The 15,434-nt window shown below is 56.2% G+C and carries 16 protein-coding genes; 9 read left to right on the forward strand and 7 right to left on the reverse strand.

The genetic code is table 11. The features are described from left to right. Window positions 1–102: 102 nt before the first annotated feature. A complete protein-coding gene (locus tag ROR01S_RS14480; RefSeq protein ID WP_044350018.1) occupies window positions 103–1,020 on the reverse strand; it encodes an Rpn family recombination-promoting nuclease/putative transposase in 918 nt (305 codons plus the stop codon). 215 nt (window positions 1,021–1,235) lie between these two features. On the opposite strand from ROR01S_RS14480, the gene ROR01S_RS14485 reads away from it, so the two are divergent. From ROR01S_RS14485 to ROR01S_RS14495, 3 genes are read left to right on the forward strand one after another with little or no spacing between them, the layout of a single operon-like run. After that, the gene (locus ROR01S_RS14485) at window positions 1,236–2,051 is read left to right on the forward strand and encodes an AraC family transcriptional regulator (RefSeq protein ID WP_015585215.1); all 816 of its coding nucleotides are present in this window, start codon (window positions 1,236–1,238) and stop codon (window positions 2,049–2,051) included. Between the two features lie 46 nt (window positions 2,052–2,097). After that, window positions 2,098–2,760 (forward strand): LysE family translocator, encoded by a 663-nt coding sequence (locus tag ROR01S_RS14490; RefSeq protein ID WP_064359604.1) that lies wholly within the window; start codon window positions 2,098–2,100, stop codon window positions 2,758–2,760. Continuing rightward, complete coding sequence (locus ROR01S_RS14495) at window positions 2,753–4,036, forward strand: DUF445 domain-containing protein (RefSeq protein WP_004857542.1); 1,284 nt, start codon at window positions 2,753–2,755, stop codon at window positions 4,034–4,036. Before ROR01S_RS14490 ends, ROR01S_RS14495 begins: the two co-directional genes overlap by 8 nt. A 44-nt stretch (window positions 4,037–4,080) precedes the next feature. On the opposite strand, the gene metC is transcribed toward ROR01S_RS14495, so the two are convergent. Both metC and ROR01S_RS14505 read right to left on the reverse strand, forming a co-directional pair. After that, on the reverse strand, window positions 4,081–5,271 hold the full coding sequence (metC, locus tag ROR01S_RS14500; RefSeq protein WP_064359605.1) for a cystathionine beta-lyase: 1,191 nt from the start codon (window positions 5,269–5,271) through the stop codon (window positions 4,081–4,083). A gap of 37 nt (window positions 5,272–5,308) precedes the next feature. Beyond that, a complete protein-coding gene (locus ROR01S_RS14505) occupies window positions 5,309–6,541 on the reverse strand; it encodes a dicarboxylate/amino acid:cation symporter (RefSeq protein WP_004857539.1) in 1,233 nt (410 codons plus the stop codon). A 224-nt stretch (window positions 6,542–6,765) separates the two neighbouring features. Between ROR01S_RS14505 and ROR01S_RS14510 the strand changes: the two genes are divergently transcribed. From ROR01S_RS14510 to ROR01S_RS14530, 5 genes are all read left to right on the forward strand, one after another. Beyond that, a complete protein-coding gene (locus tag ROR01S_RS14510) occupies window positions 6,766–7,692 on the forward strand; it encodes a LysR family transcriptional regulator (protein WP_004857536.1) in 927 nt (308 codons plus the stop codon). 51 nt (window positions 7,693–7,743) lie between these two features. After that, entirely contained in the window at window positions 7,744–7,983 is a 240-nt protein-coding gene (locus ROR01S_RS14515) for a DUF2164 domain-containing protein (protein WP_015585219.1), read from the forward strand. A gap of 96 nt (window positions 7,984–8,079) precedes the next feature. Further along, window positions 8,080–9,231, forward strand: a complete 1,152-nt coding sequence (locus tag ROR01S_RS14520) for a double-cubane-cluster-containing anaerobic reductase (RefSeq protein ID WP_004857532.1) — start codon at window positions 8,080–8,082, stop codon at window positions 9,229–9,231. 9 nt (window positions 9,232–9,240) lie between these two features. Next, window positions 9,241–10,008 carry a putative 2-hydroxyacyl-CoA dehydratase activator YjiL gene (gene yjiL / locus ROR01S_RS14525; RefSeq protein ID WP_064359606.1) on the forward strand — a complete coding sequence of 256 codons (768 nt, stop codon included), beginning with the start codon at window positions 9,241–9,243 and terminating at the stop codon, window positions 10,006–10,008. Further along, complete coding sequence (locus ROR01S_RS14530; RefSeq protein ID WP_004857528.1) at window positions 10,005–10,259, forward strand: putative Se/S carrier protein; 255 nt, start codon at window positions 10,005–10,007, stop codon at window positions 10,257–10,259. Before yjiL ends, ROR01S_RS14530 begins: the two co-directional genes overlap by 4 nt. On the opposite strand, the gene ROR01S_RS14535 is transcribed toward ROR01S_RS14530, so the two are convergent. The 4 genes from ROR01S_RS14535 to ROR01S_RS26250 all read right to left on the reverse strand — a co-directional run bounded on the left by ROR01S_RS14535 (window position 10,256) and on the right by ROR01S_RS26250 (window position 13,303). Further along, the gene (locus ROR01S_RS14535; protein WP_004857527.1) at window positions 10,256–11,320 is read right to left on the reverse strand and encodes a DUF2955 domain-containing protein; all 1,065 of its coding nucleotides are present in this window, start codon (window positions 11,318–11,320) and stop codon (window positions 10,256–10,258) included. The two genes, ROR01S_RS14530 and ROR01S_RS14535, sit on opposite strands and share 4 nt — an antisense overlap. Then, window positions 11,310–12,377, reverse strand: coding sequence for an HlyD family secretion protein (locus ROR01S_RS14540; RefSeq protein WP_004857525.1), 1,068 nt, complete (start codon window positions 12,375–12,377; stop codon window positions 11,310–11,312). Before ROR01S_RS14540 ends, ROR01S_RS14535 begins: the two co-directional genes overlap by 11 nt. A gap of 6 nt (window positions 12,378–12,383) precedes the next feature. After that, on the reverse strand, window positions 12,384–12,848 hold the full coding sequence (locus ROR01S_RS14545; protein WP_004857523.1) for a MarR family winged helix-turn-helix transcriptional regulator: 465 nt from the start codon (window positions 12,846–12,848) through the stop codon (window positions 12,384–12,386). 290 nt (window positions 12,849–13,138) lie between these two features. Continuing rightward, on the reverse strand, window positions 13,139–13,303 hold the full coding sequence (locus ROR01S_RS26250; protein WP_004857521.1) for a DUF1127 domain-containing protein: 165 nt from the start codon (window positions 13,301–13,303) through the stop codon (window positions 13,139–13,141). Between the two features lie 177 nt (window positions 13,304–13,480). Here ROR01S_RS26250 and ROR01S_RS14550 point away from each other — a divergent pair, with 177 nt between their 5' ends. Beyond that, window positions 13,481–14,893 (forward strand): aminotransferase-like domain-containing protein, encoded by a 1,413-nt coding sequence (locus ROR01S_RS14550; RefSeq protein ID WP_015585221.1) that lies wholly within the window; start codon window positions 13,481–13,483, stop codon window positions 14,891–14,893. Window positions 14,894–15,434: the final 541 nt, after the last annotated feature.

Genomic DNA, 15,434 nt, shown 5'->3' on the forward strand with positions numbered 1-15,434 from the left:
TTCTGGCCGGAGATCGTCAGACGATATCCGGCGCGGAACAGGCTTAACGAGGAAGTCAGTAATAGCGGCCAGGCCGCCTGATCAGGCCATGTGGCGACACAATTAACGCTTAGCGGCGGTAATCTCCTCTTCTGACAGGCCGGTGATACGCAGCACCGTCTCCAGAGCGATGCCATTCGCCAGCATCGTACGGGCAATGCGTAGCCCTTCGGCTCGCTGGCCTTCGCGGCGCCCTTCAAGCTTACCTTTTCTACGCCCAACTTCCTGGAGTCTTTCCGCAATAGTCATCAGCCCCTCCTTATGATGCTGCGGCGCCCGCCGGGCAAGCTCACGAATAAACCTGCCAAAACGGGGGGCATCGCCGGAATATACCAGGTAATTAAACAACGTTTTTAGCTGGCCGTCATTAGTATATTCCTTAACCAAAATGACAATTAGCTGCTCAACCAGCCCCGTCAAATCGCGCTGGCGGATATGCTTTTGCATGAACTCCAGCAACGCTACGCGTCGGTGCTGGACGATCTCGTCATCCGGGATCACCGTAATATCCACCAGCGGAAAAGCGGTCGCATATAATCCGCGGGCATGAGCCGGGTGGGTAAAGCCATCCAGCCAGCACAACGAATAAGGGTAAGGCGTGGCGATACCGTGATAGAACAGCATGGGTATCACCAGCGGCAGGCGTTTATGTCCGGCATCCAGATGACGCTGCATCGCCGCAATGGCATAGCGCATCAGCCTGAAGGCCATATGGGCATCCGGCGAGCTTTGGTGCTCAATAACGACGTAAATATAGCCCTCGCCGGCGGTGGTTTTTAGCGACCAAAGCACATCGGAGTAGCAAGCACGCAGGTCCTCCTCAATAAAACTTGCGGATTCAAGCCGTAGCGTCTCCAGCTCGCAAAGCTGGCGTAGCGAGGACGGCAGATGGATATCCAAAAAATCTCGCGCGGTATCCGTATGCCGGAGAAACTTTTTGAAAACCGCATCATGCGGCGTCGACGTTGAGCCTTTTTGCATGGTCAATAGCCTGCGCGGAGGGACACTAAAACGACTCTACCCGCCGCTAGCCCAGCGCACACGCCGCCGCTTATCTCTTTGCGCGCCGGGACGGAAGATATTTTTATCCGGCGGTAACAACGACAATTTTTTTCCTGCCCGCTCGCAGAACGCCCCGCAGACAGGCGTCAGCGGGCGTGCTATAAACCCCTATCCCCTTCGCTAAGGAGTCTTTCGTGAACCATACGCGCGATATCCTACAAACCTTCTGGCGCGACGAGCAGCTGCCCTGGCTGGAACTACGCAGCACCCGGCAAAGCCGCCAGGCCTATAAACGGCACCGCCATTCGCAGCTCTCTGTGGGGGCGATTATCGAAGGGGAAACGTGCTGTCTGTGCAACGGGCGGGAATATCTGCTGCGTCCCGGCGATCTGATCATTATCCCCGCTCAAGCGCCGCACAGCTGTAACCCGCGCGATGGCCGGCCGCGCAGCTACCATATGCTGTACCTCGATATGACGTGGTGCCGGCAACAGCTGCCGCTTTTCCCGAGTCAGGCGCAGGTACACGCGCCGCAGCCCGTGATCCGCGATCCTGAGCTTTTCAAACGATATCAGCAGATTGTGGCGCTGATGGAGCGGCAGAAAACGGCAGCGCTCCCCGAACAGGTCGCGCAACTGCTGCGGGCGCTCCCGCTATCCGCCGCCCCGCCACTACCGCTGCGCGCGACCAGTTCACGGATCTTCAGTCGCCTGGCGGCCGATTTACAAGAACCGCCCTCTCTTGATGCGCTGGCCCACGAGTTCGCCCTGCGCAAAGAGACGTTGATTCGCACCTTTAAGCAGGACACTGGCCTGACGCCCGCCAGCTTTATGAATATGGCACGCATCGAATTTGCCAAAACGCGCCTGCGCGCCGGAGATGAGATCGCCGACGTCGGCTACCAGGCCGGGTTTGCCGACCAGAGTCATTTCCACAAAACCTTTGTCAGCTACACCGCCGCTACGCCGCGCCAGTATGCACTTGGCCGATCAATATCAGACAATAATTAGCGCCCCGCTTGCCATAGGCTGATCTCAGGTTCTTTGTGAGGTCGCTATGGACATGCTTACGTCGTTTTTCCCGCCCGCGTTTCCGGCGCTGGCGCTCTCCCACTTCGTTGCTCTGCTTAGCCCGGGGCCAGATTTCTTTTTACTGATGGGCTACGCCATTCGCTATCGCCTGCGCGGCAGCGTCGGCCTGTGCGTCGGTATTGCCGCCGGGAACGGGCTGTACATTATGCTGGCGATTATCGGCTGGGGCGTACTGCGTCAGGCGCCGCTGCTGTTCACCGTCGTCGAGCTGCTGGGCGCCGCATATCTGCTGTGGATTGGCAGCCTGCTGCTGAGAAGCCGCCCGACGACGCTGGATGTCCGCAGCGTCTCGGCTTCACGCCCGTCGCGGGTAAAACAGCTTCTTCTCGGGCTGGGTTCTTCGCTACTCAATCCTAAAAACGCCCTGTTTTATCTGGCGCTGATGACCTCGTTGCTGGGTCCGGACGTCACGTTGATGCAGCAGGCCGTCAGCGGAGTCTGGATGACCAGTATCGTGCTGCTGTGGGATCTCTTACTGGTGACGATGATTGCCCTGCCGGCGGTGCAGCGTCGCCTTTCCACCGTCGTCTGGCGCGTTGAGCGGGCGGCCGGCGGCGTACTGATGGCTTTTGGCTGCTGGATTGTGTGGCAGTTTTTGCACGAGTCCGCCGTCAGGCTATATGCTTAAGCCTATGGAAAAAATCGCTGAACTGAAACGCGCCAAACTGCTGGCGCTGTCGCTACTGCTGATTGCGGTCGCCATTTTTATCACCACCCTGCTGCTACCGCCGACGCCGTGGGTCAGCGCACTCAAAGCCATCTCCGAAGCGGCGATGGTCGGGGCGCTGGCCGACTGGTTCGCGGTGGTGGCTCTGTTTCGCCGTATCCCGCTGCCGTTTATCTCCCGACATACGGCGATTATTCCCCGCAATAAGGACAGGATCGCCGATAATCTTGGTTATTTCGTGCAGGAAAAATTTCTCGATACGCCCTCGCTGGTGGCGCTCATCCGTCGCTATGAACCTGCCCTGATGCTCGGCAACTGGTTCAGCCAGCCGGAAAACGCCCGCCGAGTGGGCCATCATCTGCTGCAGGTCATGAGCGGTTTTCTGGAACTGACCGACGACGCCCGTATCCAGCGTCTGCTGCGCCGGGCGGTACATAAGGCGATTGATAAGGTCGATCTGACGCAGACCAGCGCCATGATGCTGGAGGGATTAACCCGCAACAATCGCCATCAGAAGCTGCTGGACTCGCTCATTACCCAGCTCATTGCGTTGCTGCAGCGCGACAGTTCGCGCGCGTTTATTGCCCGCGGTATTGTCCACTGGCTGGAGACCGAGCATCCGCTGAAGGCCAAAATTCTGCCCACCGAATGGCTGGGCGAGCACAGCGCCGACATGGTGACCGACGCGGTGAATACGCTGCTCGACGAAGTCACCCAGGATCGCAGCCATCAGATCCGCCAGGCGTTCGATCGCGCCACCTTAAAACTGATCGATAACCTGAAAACCGATCCGCTGCTGGCGGAAAAAGCGGAGGGCATCAAGGCGTACCTGAAAAATGATGAGGCCTTTAACCGCTATCTCAGCGAGGTATGGGCCGACCTGCGGGCGTGGATCAAGAACGATGTCACCCGCGACGACTCGCGGATTCAACAGCGGATTGCCGATGCCGGGCAGTGGTTTGGCGAAACGCTGCTCCACGATGACGCGCTGCGCGAGTCGCTAAACGAACACCTGGAGCAGGCGGCCCATCGGGTGGCGCCAGAGTTTGCCGCCTTCCTGACTCGTCATATCAGCGATACGGTCAAAAGCTGGGATGCGCGGGATATGTCGCGGCAAATTGAACTCAATATCGGCAAAGACCTGCAGTTTATCCGTATCAACGGCACCCTGGTCGGCGGCTCTATCGGCCTGATACTGTGGCTGTTCTCGCAGATCCCGACCCTGTTTCTGCATTAAGCGAGCGCAAAACAGCGGCCCCGCGCGCTGGCGGGGCCCTGTGTTTAGCCGATGCGGGTAAACCCGGCCTCCAGATCGGCAATCAAATCGCCGACATCCTCCAGCCCGATATGTACCCTGACCAGCGTCCCGCTGAAATCCACCTCGCCGGCCGGACGAATACTGTTCAGCTCTTCCGGCTGGTTTGCCAGAATCAACGACTCGAACCCGCCCCACGAGTAGGCCATATGGAACAATGAGAAGTTATCGAGGAACGTCGACATTTGCTCATCCGTCAGGCGCTTTTTCAATACGAAGGAGAACAGGCCCGAGCTGCCGGTAAAATCCCGCTGAAAATATTCGTGGCCCGGACACTCTGCTAAAGCCGGATGATTCACCCGCGCCACTTCCGGCCTCGCCGACAGCCAGCGAGCAATGTGGATACTGCTCTCTTGATGCTGTCTGAGGCGCACCGCCAGCGTGCGCAGCCCGCGGCTGCCGTTATAGGCGGTATCCGCATCCAGCGTCTGGCCCATCAGATAGGAGTTTTCGCGCAGACGATCCCAGCTGCGGGCGTTGGAGACCGCCGTGCCCAGCATGGCGTCGGAATGGCCAATGGTGTACTTGGTGCCAGCCTGAATCGAAATATCCACCCCGTAGTCCAGCGCCTTAAACAGCACTCCCGCCGCCCAGGTGTTATCGATCATGATAACGATCTGCGGATTTACCGCGCGGATCGCGTTGACCATTCCCGGCACATCCTGGACTTCCATGGTGATTGAGCTGGGGGACTCGAGAAAGACCACTTTCGTCTCCGGGCGGATCAATTCGGTAATCCCGGCGCCGATCAGCGGATCGTAATAGGTGGTTTCAACGTTGAATTTGCTGAGGATCTTATTGCAGAAGTCCTGGGTTGGCTCATAGGCCGCGCCGGTCATCAGGATATGGTCGCCGCTTTGCACGAACGCCAGAATCGCATTGGTCACCGCCGCTGCCCCGCACGGATAGAGCGCGCAGCCCGCGCCGCCTTCCAGTTCACTCATCGCTTTCTGAAATGCGAAATGGGTGTAGGTCCCGCGGCGGCCATAGAACAGCTCGCCGTTGGCGCGATTGGCGGTAGCAAACTTTTTATCTTTTACCGTCTCAAAGACCAGCGAAGAGGCGCGCTGGATAACCGGGTTTACCGCCCCCTGAGTGTAGCGTTTGTCGCGTCCGGCGATAATTAACTGCGTGTCGAGCTTGAGTGAGTTCTTCATAACGTCTCCTGTAACATCCTTATATCCGTGCGAAAGCTTATACGGCGGCAGCCGTGGATTTCAGTTCAGCCTGTGCCGGCTTTTTTCCGGCGAAGCGTTCCACAATCTGCGCGGCGTTCAAATCATGAATCACGTTGATCAGGGTCGCCGGGGCATCGGTGATGGTGCCCAATACCACCAGCATCGGGATCGCCTCCATCGGCAGCCCCAGCGTGGTGACGATAAAAATTTCACCGAGGAATGCGCCGCCCGGTACGCCGCCGACGATAATGGCGGAGAGCACGGCGATCAGCATGGTCAGGAAGAAGGTCTCGGTGGTGAATTCCATCCCCAGCACCGAATAGATAAAAACAATCTTCAGTGCGGCGATCATGGCCACGCCGCCCTTATTCAGGTTAACCAGCAGCGGAATAGAGACATCGACGATTTCCGGGTTAATGCCCATCGCTTTACCGGCGCGCAGGGTGACGGGCAGCGTCCCTAATGAGGAGCAGGTCCCGAGCGCGGTCGCCGATGGTTCAACCGCATTACGCCAGAATGCTTTCACCGCCGGCATGCCGCCGCCGATCCAGGAATAGAGAATCGAACCGAAAATAAAATAGGCCAGCGTGGCAACCATAAACAGGCCGATCGCCCGGGCAAAGGTCAGCAGCAGCCCCGAGTCCTGGCTGGCCATCGTCGCGGCAAAATAGCAGCCCAGACCTATCGGCGCGACTTTCATAATGATCGAGACGATCTTCATGATGACGGTATTGGCATCTTCCAGCAGCGAGGCAATACGTTTACCCGCCTGTTCCGATTGCCCGATGGCCACACCGGCAATAATCGCCATCACGATCAGCGCCAGAATATTGGACTTCGAGAACAGCCCGAGAAAATCGCTGGTGGTGATCATACTGACAAAATCCATCTTCCCGCTGCCCGCCTGCACCGACTGCGACAGATCGATGGTGACCCCCTGCGCCGGGTTGTACCATAAGGCGAGCGCGACGATGCCGGCCGCGGGAATAAAGGCCATCGCAATCGAGACAATAAAGATAATCGCCATAATGCGTCCCAGCCTTTTCAGGTCGGTCATACTGGCGATCGATGACATCACGCTGATTCCCACCAGCGGGACAATAATCATGAATAGCAGGTTAAGGAATATCTGACCTATCGGCTGTAATTTACCCGCCAGTCCCGGGGCGTAAATACCTGTCAGGCCGCCGATCACCAGGGCAATTAATAAAATAATAGAGGATTTGTAGGGTTCGAGTCGTGACCACATAACCGGTACCTTTTAATTAAAATTATATTAAATGAGATTAAATTCACAATTTAATGACTTTATGCGACGCCTCCTTTTATTTTGTGATGCAACTCACTTAAGTTGTTATTTTTTCATTTTGCCAGCAAGTTGTTTCCTGTGATTCAATAGTTACATGTTTCAGATACGAATGTAACGGCTCATTCGTACCGTTTTTGCAAATCACTTGTGAATTAAAGGAAAAAATGAGCACGCCAATTTCACTCAAGCATCTGGAGTTTTTTATCAAAATTGTCGACTGCGGGGGATTATCTGAGGCCGCCGTACAGCTTAACGTCTCGCCCTCTGCGGTCAGTAAAAGCCTCTCGGCAATGGAAGATACGCTGGGCACAACATTAATTAAGCGTACCACCCGCAGTATTACGCTGACCGATGCCGGGCAATATCTCTTTAATCGCGCCAATAAGTTACTAAAAGAGTTTGATGATACGTTAAATACCACGTCCGGCTATTATCACAACCCGCAGGGTGAATTACGAATTACCTGCTCCATTGCCTTTGGCTACTCCCGGTTAGTCAACCTGGTGGATAAATATCGCCAGCAATACCCGGATGTGAATCTGTATATCGATTTGAACGATAATTTCGTCAACCTCAATGAAACCGACTTCGATATCGCTCTGCGTATCTCCACCGCACCGCCGCAAAACTACGCCATGCGCAAACTGGTTTCGATTCGCTGGGCCTATTGTGCATCCCCCGGCTATCTGGCTAAAAAAGGGATGCCGGTGCGGCGCAGCGATCTGGTGAATCATGATTGCCTGGTTTATCCCGGTTTAACGCCGGTGCTGAAGGTGACCGACGAACACGATCGCCCGCATCAGCTCAAGCTGCACATGCCTATCCAGGCCAACAGCAGCCTGGTGCTGTTAAAATCGGTGCTGGAAGATCAGGGCGTTGCCTACCTGCCGACCTACCTGATCGGCGATCATATTCAGAAAGAGGAGATCACGCCGCTGATTCTCGATGGGACGATCGCCTGCGAAACCCACGCACTGTATGCGCTCTATTTCCCCAGCAAATACAGCAATCCTAAAGTACGATCGTTTATCGATTTCCTGGTGGCAGAACTCGGCCCGGTGCCCACGTGGGATAGCTGGATCCCCAGCTAGCCTTATCTCCTCTGCCATTTGATTTATTCAGAGTCCATTTAAGGAGCAAAAATGGCTGATATTACCCTGACGACCGGCGAGCGCGATCTGCTGCGCGAAAAGCTATGCGCATACTGCGAACAGAATTTTGACTTTGAACTGGAGCAGTTTGACGCCGAGTTCTTTGTCGATTTTATCGCGAAAGAGCTCGGCCCTATGTTCTATAACGCCGGGATTGAGGAGGCGATCCGCACCCACGTGGCTTACAGCGAGCGCATTCAGGAAGAGATGGATTTGAAGAAGGTCTACTAACACCGCGGGATGGGTGGAAGATCAACAAATACACACAAACAACATGGTTATAATGGCGACTCTTTCATCATCTCCCGTGTACGGGGAAGGAAAATCATGTCGCTCATCACCGATCTACCCGCCATCTTCGACCAATTCTCGGACGCTCGTCAGAAGGGTTTTCTCACCGTCATGGACCTTAAAGAACAGAATGTGCCGCTAGTCGGCACCTACTGTACCTTTATGCCACAGGAGATAGCCATGGCGGCGGGCGCTGTCGTCGTCTCGCTGTGTTCCACTTCCGATGAGACCATTGAAGAGGCGGAGAAAGACCTGCCGCGCAACCTCTGCCCGCTGATTAAAAGCAGCTATGGCTTCGGCAAAACCGATAAATGCCCCTACTTTTATTTCTCTGACCTGGTGGTTGGCGAAACCACCTGCGATGGCAAAAAAAAGATGTACGAATACATGGCCGAGTTCAAGCCGGTGCACGTGATGCAGCTACCGAACAGCGCCAGCGACGCCGCCTCCCGGGCGTTGTGGAAAGCGGAGATCAAGCGTCTGCAGCAGGTGATTGAAACGCGTTTCGCAACACCAATCAGCGAAACGGCGCTGCGTGAAGCCATCGTGTTGAAAAATCGCGAACGCCGGGCGCTGGCCAATTTCTATCGCCTCGGGCAGTTAAATCCACCGGCGCTCAGCGGCGGCGAGATACTGAAAGTGGTTTACGGCGCGACCTTCCGTTTCGACAAAACCGCGCTGATTGATGAACTCAACGCGATGGCAGAACGTATCCATCAACAATGGCGGGAAGGTCAACGACTGGAGGCCCGCCCGCGTATTCTGATCACCGGCTGCCCGATCGGCGGAGCGGCGGAAAAAGTGGTCCGCGCCATCGAAGACAACGGCGGCTGGGTGGTGGGTTATGAGAACTGCACCGGCGCGAAAGCTACCGAGCACTGTGTGGCGGAAGATGGCGACGTCTACGATGCCTTAACCGATAAATATCTCGCTATTGGCTGCTCCTGCATTTCGCCCAACGATCGGCGCCTGCAGCTGCTGAGCCAGATGGTCGAGGAGTATCAGGCCGATGGCGTGGTCGACGTCATCCTGCAGGCCTGCCATACCTACGCCGTTGAATCGCTGGCGATTAAGCGTCACGTACGTCAGCGGCACGACATCCCCTATATCGCGATTGAAACCGACTATTCGACGGCAGATCTCGGCCAGCTCAGTACCCGCGTCGCCGCATTTATCGAAATGCTGTAAGGAGCGCGCGTGATCTACACGGTAGGTATTGACTCTGGTTCCACCGCGACAAAAGGCATCCTGCTGGCAGACGGCGTCATTACGCGCCGTTTCCTCTGCCCGACCCCTTTTCGCCCCGCCGACGCCATCAACGACGCCTGGGAGACCCTGCGCGCGGGCCTCGCGGACCCCCCTTTTTTAACCCTCACCGGCTATGGTCGCCAACTGGTTGATTTTGCCGATAAACAGGTGACGGAGATTTCCTGTCACGGGCTCGGCGCACGCCTGCTGGCGCCGGAAACCCGCACGGTTATTGATATCGGCGGCCAGGACAGCAAAGTCATCCAGCTGGATGCGCAGGGCAACCTCAGCGACTTTCTGATGAATGACAAATGCGCGGCCGGCACCGGTCGCTTTCTGGAGGTGATTTCGCGAACCCTCGGCACCAGCGTCGAGCAGCTGGACGCCATTACCGAAGGCGTTGAAGCGCACGCCATCACCAGCATGTGCACGGTATTCGCCGAATCGGAAGTTATCAGCCTGCGTTCAGCCGGAGTCGCGCCGGAGGCGATTCTGGCCGGGGTGATCAACGCCATGGCCCGGCGCAGCGCAAACTTTATCGGCCGCTTGTCCGCGCAGGGGCCATTGCTGTTTACCGGCGGCGTCAGCCACTGCGCCGCCTTCGCCCGCATGCTGGAGACGCATGTCGGTATGCCGGTCGCCACCCATCCCGACGCCCAGTTCGCCGGGGCGCTCGGCGCGGCGCTAATCGGCCAGCGTCTGCGGAGGCGCGAATGAGCAGTTGGCTGTATCTGTTTCATTCAACCGTTGGCGTGGTACAGACCCGCAAGGCGCTGCAGGCCGCCGGGGTTGCCTTTCAAATCAAAGATATTCCGCGCCAGCTGCGCAGCGGCTGCGGTCTGTGCGTGTTGATTGAGGGAACGGAAGACGCGGCGCGAAGCTGGATAATCGCGGGGCATACGGCGGCGCTGTATCAGCAGAGTGGGGAAGCGTGGCAGTGCATCGCCAGCTTCCCGCAGAAGGATTAATCGGTAATCACGAACCGCGTCGGCGCAAAACAGTTCAGAATCCGGTGCACGAGGAAAACCAGCGTCAGCGTGACGATAAGCGAGGTGGTCACCGAGGTAATCCGGTATAGATCGCTGAAGATCAGATCCTGGTCCGGATGCAGGTTCTGGCCGAACATGATCCCGATGGTGGTGATGCTGGCGAAACCCACCCCGGCGCCTACCTTTTCCATCACGTGCAGGCGAGCGCTAAAGGCCAGACCCAGGCCAATCAACGGCATCATCAATACCATATGATTGCTGAAATCGTAGATAAGCAGCTGCACCACCAGAATATACAGGCAGGACAGCACCACCCCCGCGACGCGCCACACCGAGCTTATCACCGCGCCGCGGTAGTGCATCGGGAACAGGATCAGGATCCCCGCCATCAGCGCCGAAAGGGAATCGCTGAGATCGCAGATCTGGAAGACCACGAAAATCAGGGTGGCAACGGTGCCGGAGAGCAGCGATTCATGCCGCACCCTGGCGGCGTCTTTCTCGATTCGCGGCGGCGGCTTACGCGGTTCGACGTCCGGAATCAGGTAATTCATTAACGCGCTGAGCGCCACCGCCATCACGCAGGCTTCCATATTAGAGAACAGCAGCGTGTGCCAGTTGCTGGTGGGATAGCTCATAAAGTTGAGCATCGTGCTCTGACAGACCACCCCCATCGATCCCAGCAGAAACAGCGGTCCCTGGCTCATGAAGCGAAAACGCATCACGTAGAGGCCAAAAACCACCAGCGTCATCACAATCGGCCATTGCGACAGATAGCCGACGATCAATACCATTTCAACGCAGTTTACTGCCGCACTAAAGATAAACTGCCTGGCGACGTGACGATTAAAAACCGGCACCAGCGACAGCAGCATCAGCGGATAGACCACAAAGAAGACGCCGTACTGCACATCGTAGAAGGTCGAGATACTCAGCGCTATCATCCCGGCAAAGGCGATCCGCAGCGTCTGACGAAAGTCATTCGCCGTGTAAACGATATTACCGTGCGGGGTGAAAACGCGAGCCAGCGTATTAATAGACATAGTGCAGCAGGCTCACCAGATGGATCTGCAGGCCGGCAAAGGTGCGGGCGAACGGACCCTCGCTGTTATAGAGCTGAACCGTGGCACGGGCGCCGGTCGGCAGCGGTTTGTCCAGCGGTTCATCAAGCGCGACGTGGATCCGCATCCGCTGGGCATCGCGCACCCAGCGGGTGGACTGCTCCGGCTGCGACAGCTGGCCGTTAACCTCTTCCTGGCCGGCTAAAATCCCGGCGTCGCTGCTGGTCACGTGCGCCGGAAATACTCTCCCCGGCAGCGCATCGAAAACCACCGCAGCGTCGGTATTCACCCCGGTGTGGCGCAGGCTCTTCTCACGAAAATCAGCGACGATATCGGTATGGTTGCTGACCAGCGCCAGCAGCGGCGTGGCGGCGGTAGCATACAGACCCGGATTGAGCTGCAGGTTGCTCACCATCCCGTCCGTTTCGGCATAGACTTTGCTCCAGCCAAGGTTGAGCTGCGCCTCTTCCAGCGCGTTGCGGTATTTTTGCAGCGTCACGTTACGGTTATCGTCGCGCTCTCCGCGCTGGATCAGCAGATTCTGGATGCTGGCATTCAGCGCGCTGACCGACTGTTCACTGGTCTGCCAGGTTGTGCGCACCTTATCGAGATCCGATTGCGAAACGTTCTGCATGGTGCTCAGCCGCTGATAGCGATCCAGAGTCACTTTATCGTTGCGGGCGGTGAACTGCGCGGTGCGCAGGTTGGCGCGTGCGGCGGCAAGCTGGGCATCAAGCTGCTGATTACTCAGTTTTGCTTGCTCATAGGCGATCTGCGCGGCCTGGACTTTGTTGATAAACGGCGTCGGATCCAGCTCATAGAGCAGATCCCCTTTCTTCACCTGGCTATTGTTGTGCACATAGACCTGCGACACATAGCCGGAGACACGTGGTGAAACGGGCGTCACGACCCGCATGACGGTCGAGTCCGGCGTCAGCGGGATCCAGATATCGGCAACGATAAACCAGGCGAATATCGTCAGGAACGCGACAATACTTACCCTTACCCAGCGGGCAAATTTTTGTTCAGGGGTCATCATAGTTTTTTAGATCTTGTTATCTTCTTCGCGGATTGTCCGCAAATTGCAGGCGATGTGATTTAAGGTGGCGCTGAAGGTGGCGAGATCCGCCGCAGGAATGGTCCGGGTGACGCGGGATTGATAGGTCTCAATCACACGATTCAGTTCTTCCAGTATCGACCGGCCTTCCGCCGTCAGCGTCAGCAGGCGTATGCGTTTGTCATATGGCGATGTGGAACGCACCAGATAGCCCTGGTTTTCCAGCTGCGTGAGGGTGCGCATCAGCGGCGGCAGTTCAATACCCTGCACCTCCGCCAGTTCGCTGACCGAGACGTTATCCCCCAGCTGATGCAGCTGCATCAGCACCGTCCAGCTTGACTGGGTCAGGCCGGTATCGGTGATAGCAGAGTCAATAGTCGCGCGCCACTGGCGTACCACCATCGCCATCCGCATTCCCATCGGGCGGCGGGCGAACAGTTCGTCTTCGGTCATGTTTCTTTCCTCAGTTAGCTGAGAAGAAAATAATACTTATCAGGATAAGTATCAAGAAACGGTGGACGCAGAAGCATTAATTGATAAATATTGTGAATGTAATAACCCTGGCGGACATTTCCCCGGTCGCGCTACCGCTTGCCGGGGCTATGGCCTCGTGCGGTTTTGTCGCCCGGACAGGTGCTCAGCAGCGCCTCCGGGAAAATCCCGGTCGCGCTGCGCTTACCGGGGCTATGAATTGGTCGCCCGGATAGCACGTTTACGCCGTCATCCGGGGAAAAGCGCATTTTTTAATTGAGCTGATCTCGCCTCAGCCCGACATCCTTGAGCTGTTCATCGCTCATTCGCTGCAAAATCCGTCGCGTTTGCTGCCGTAACCACCATTTTCTTATCATTCGGCCCAGTAATACGAAGCCGATAAACGGCTGTTTTGCCCGGTTCTCGTGAAATTCCATCCTCTACCTCCTCGCCTTGCCAGAGGCTTTATCTTCGCGGATCTGAAGCCCAACAATACAGATGCACAAAATACTTTTCTTTAACATACAGATTGATTAAAACGATATCTGCGTGGCTTTTTTTTCATCCATCTGTACTGGTTTATCTATCTGTATGGCGGCAATAAAGGATACAGCATGACGCGTTACCAACATCTGGCCAGTCTGCTGGCAGAACGTATTGAGCAAGGGCTGTATCGCGACGGCGAAAAACTGCCGTCGGTACGCAGCCTGAGTCAGGAGCACGGGGTGAGCATCAGCACCGTCCAGCAGGCCTACCAGACGCTGGAACAGCAGCGGCTGATCACCCCGCAGCCGCGTTCCGGCTATTTTGTCGCCCCGCGTAAAGCCCAGCCGCCGGTACCGCCGATGTCGCGCCCGGTTCAGCGCCCGGTGGAGATCACCCAGTGGGATCAGGTGCTGACCATGCTCGACGCGCGCAATGATAAAACCATCATCCCCTTCGGCGGCGGCTCGCCGGACGTCACTCAGCCCAGCCTGAAACCGTTGTGGCGTGAGCTTAGCCGGGTGATTCAGCATAACCTCAGCGAGGTGCTGAACTACGACGAGCTGGCCGGGCGCCGCGAACTGCGTGAACAAATTGCCCGCCTGATGCTCGACGGCGGTTCCGTGGTGACCGCCGATGATTTAGTGATCACCAGCGGCTGCCATAGCGCCCTGTCGCTGGCCCTGCTGTCGGTGTGCCAGCCCGGCGATATCGTTGCCGTCGAATCTCCGTCCTATTACGGTACCATGCAGCTGCTGCGCGGTCTGGGGATCAAAGCCATTGAGATCCCTACAGATCCGGACAGCGGGATCAGTATCGAAGCGCTGGAGCTGGCGCTGGAGCAGTGGCCGATCAAAGGCGTTATCCTGGTGCCGAACTGCAATAACCCGCAGGGTTTTATCATGCCGGATGCCCGCAAGCGCGCGGTGCTGACCCTCGCCCAGCGTCACGATATTGTCATTTTCGAAGATGATATTTACGGCGAGCTGGCCACCGACTACCCGCGTCCGCGCACCATTCACTCGTGGGATATCGACGGCCGGGTGATGCTCTGCAGCTCGTTTACCAAAACTATCGCGCCGGGCCTGCGCATCGGCTGGATCGCGCCAGGCCGCTACTACGATCGTCTGCTGCAGATGAAATACGCCGCCAGCGGGACCAACGTTCCTTCAACCCAGCTGGCCGCCTGTAACTTCATCCGCGAAGGCCACTACCATCGCCACGTGCGGCGGATGCGGCAGATCTACCAGCGCAATATGGAGATCTACACCTGCTGGCTGCGGGAATACTTCCCCTGCGGCATCTGCGTTACCCGGCCGAAGGGCGGCTATATGCTGTGGGTTGAGCTCCCCGAGCACGTCGATATGGTCTGCGTCGCGAAGCAGCTGTGCCGCCTGAAAATCCAGGTCGCGCCGGGCTCGCTGTTCTCGGCGTCCGGGAAATACCGCAACTGTTTAAGGATCAACTGCGCCCTGCCGCCGATCGACAAGCACCGGGAGGTGATGGTGAAGCTGGGGGAGGCGGTGAAGGTGGCGATGGAGTGAGTTTTTATTTCAACTAATTGGAACAATATATGCCCAGTAACCTAAAGTCATTCCTGATAAATGCATTAAGTATTATGCCAGGATATGATTTCCTTTCGGAAATGTATATATTCATTAAACACCCGGAGATATATGATGGCACTCATGAATATGCTCCACTGGTAAACTCTGGCGCTAATCTTTTCAAGTCAATACTAATTGTAGGATCCTTGATAGCGGCATTCAGTTTCCTTTCAATAAAAGTAGCCCCCATAGCTAGTTTTAAATTAATATTTAATCAACTATACTGGTACACTCTTTTGTTAATTCAACCTATAAAGTTTGGTGTATTTTTCTGGCTGTGTATGTCTACAGTAACCAGATTCAAAAAAAAAGTGTGGCACAGTGTTTACTTCTTTCAAGTAATTCAAACCTACGCGGTTATCAACATAATAGTTTTTTTCTTATTTTGCATCGCAATCAACAGGGTTTTCCTTACTGGACATTTTAACAAACCATCCGGAAATATTGATCTAGTCATAGGTTTTATACTGTCGATGCT

Source organism: Klebsiella ornithinolytica NBRC 105727 = ATCC 31898 (assembly GCF_001598295.1).
GTDB classification, from domain to species: domain Bacteria; phylum Pseudomonadota; class Gammaproteobacteria; order Enterobacterales; family Enterobacteriaceae; genus Klebsiella; species Klebsiella ornithinolytica.

Excerpts from the sequence above, each read along its gene's own strand:
- ROR01S_RS26250 (WP_004857521.1), bottom strand. The coding sequence starts at position 13,303 with ATGGAATTTCACGAGAACCGGGCAAAACAGCCGTTTATCGGCTTCGTA.
- ROR01S_RS14535 (WP_004857527.1), bottom strand. The coding sequence starts at position 11,320 with ATGTCTATTAATACGCTGGCTCGCGTTTTCACCCCGCACGGTAATATC.
- ROR01S_RS14510 (WP_004857536.1), top strand. The coding sequence starts at position 6,766 with ATGAGCACGCCAATTTCACTCAAGCATCTGGAGTTTTTTATCAAAATT.
- ROR01S_RS14480 (WP_044350018.1), bottom strand. The coding sequence starts at position 1,020 with ATGCAAAAAGGCTCAACGTCGACGCCGCATGATGCGGTTTTCAAAAAG.
- ROR01S_RS14530 (WP_004857528.1), top strand. The coding sequence starts at position 10,005 with ATGAGCAGTTGGCTGTATCTGTTTCATTCAACCGTTGGCGTGGTACAG.
- ROR01S_RS14505 (WP_004857539.1), bottom strand. The coding sequence starts at position 6,541 with ATGTGGTCACGACTCGAACCCTACAAATCCTCTATTATTTTATTAATT.
- ROR01S_RS14495 (WP_004857542.1), top strand. The coding sequence starts at position 2,753 with ATGCTTAAGCCTATGGAAAAAATCGCTGAACTGAAACGCGCCAAACTG.
- ROR01S_RS14545 (WP_004857523.1), bottom strand. The coding sequence starts at position 12,848 with ATGACCGAAGACGAACTGTTCGCCCGCCGCCCGATGGGAATGCGGATG.
- ROR01S_RS14550 (WP_015585221.1), top strand. The coding sequence starts at position 13,481 with ATGACGCGTTACCAACATCTGGCCAGTCTGCTGGCAGAACGTATTGAG.
- ROR01S_RS14515 (WP_015585219.1), top strand. The coding sequence starts at position 7,744 with ATGGCTGATATTACCCTGACGACCGGCGAGCGCGATCTGCTGCGCGAA.
- ROR01S_RS14540 (WP_004857525.1), bottom strand. The coding sequence starts at position 12,377 with ATGATGACCCCTGAACAAAAATTTGCCCGCTGGGTAAGGGTAAGTATT.
- metC (WP_064359605.1), bottom strand. The coding sequence starts at position 5,271 with ATGAAGAACTCACTCAAGCTCGACACGCAGTTAATTATCGCCGGACGC.
- ROR01S_RS14520 (WP_004857532.1), top strand. The coding sequence starts at position 8,080 with ATGTCGCTCATCACCGATCTACCCGCCATCTTCGACCAATTCTCGGAC.
- ROR01S_RS14490 (WP_064359604.1), top strand. The coding sequence starts at position 2,098 with ATGGACATGCTTACGTCGTTTTTCCCGCCCGCGTTTCCGGCGCTGGCG.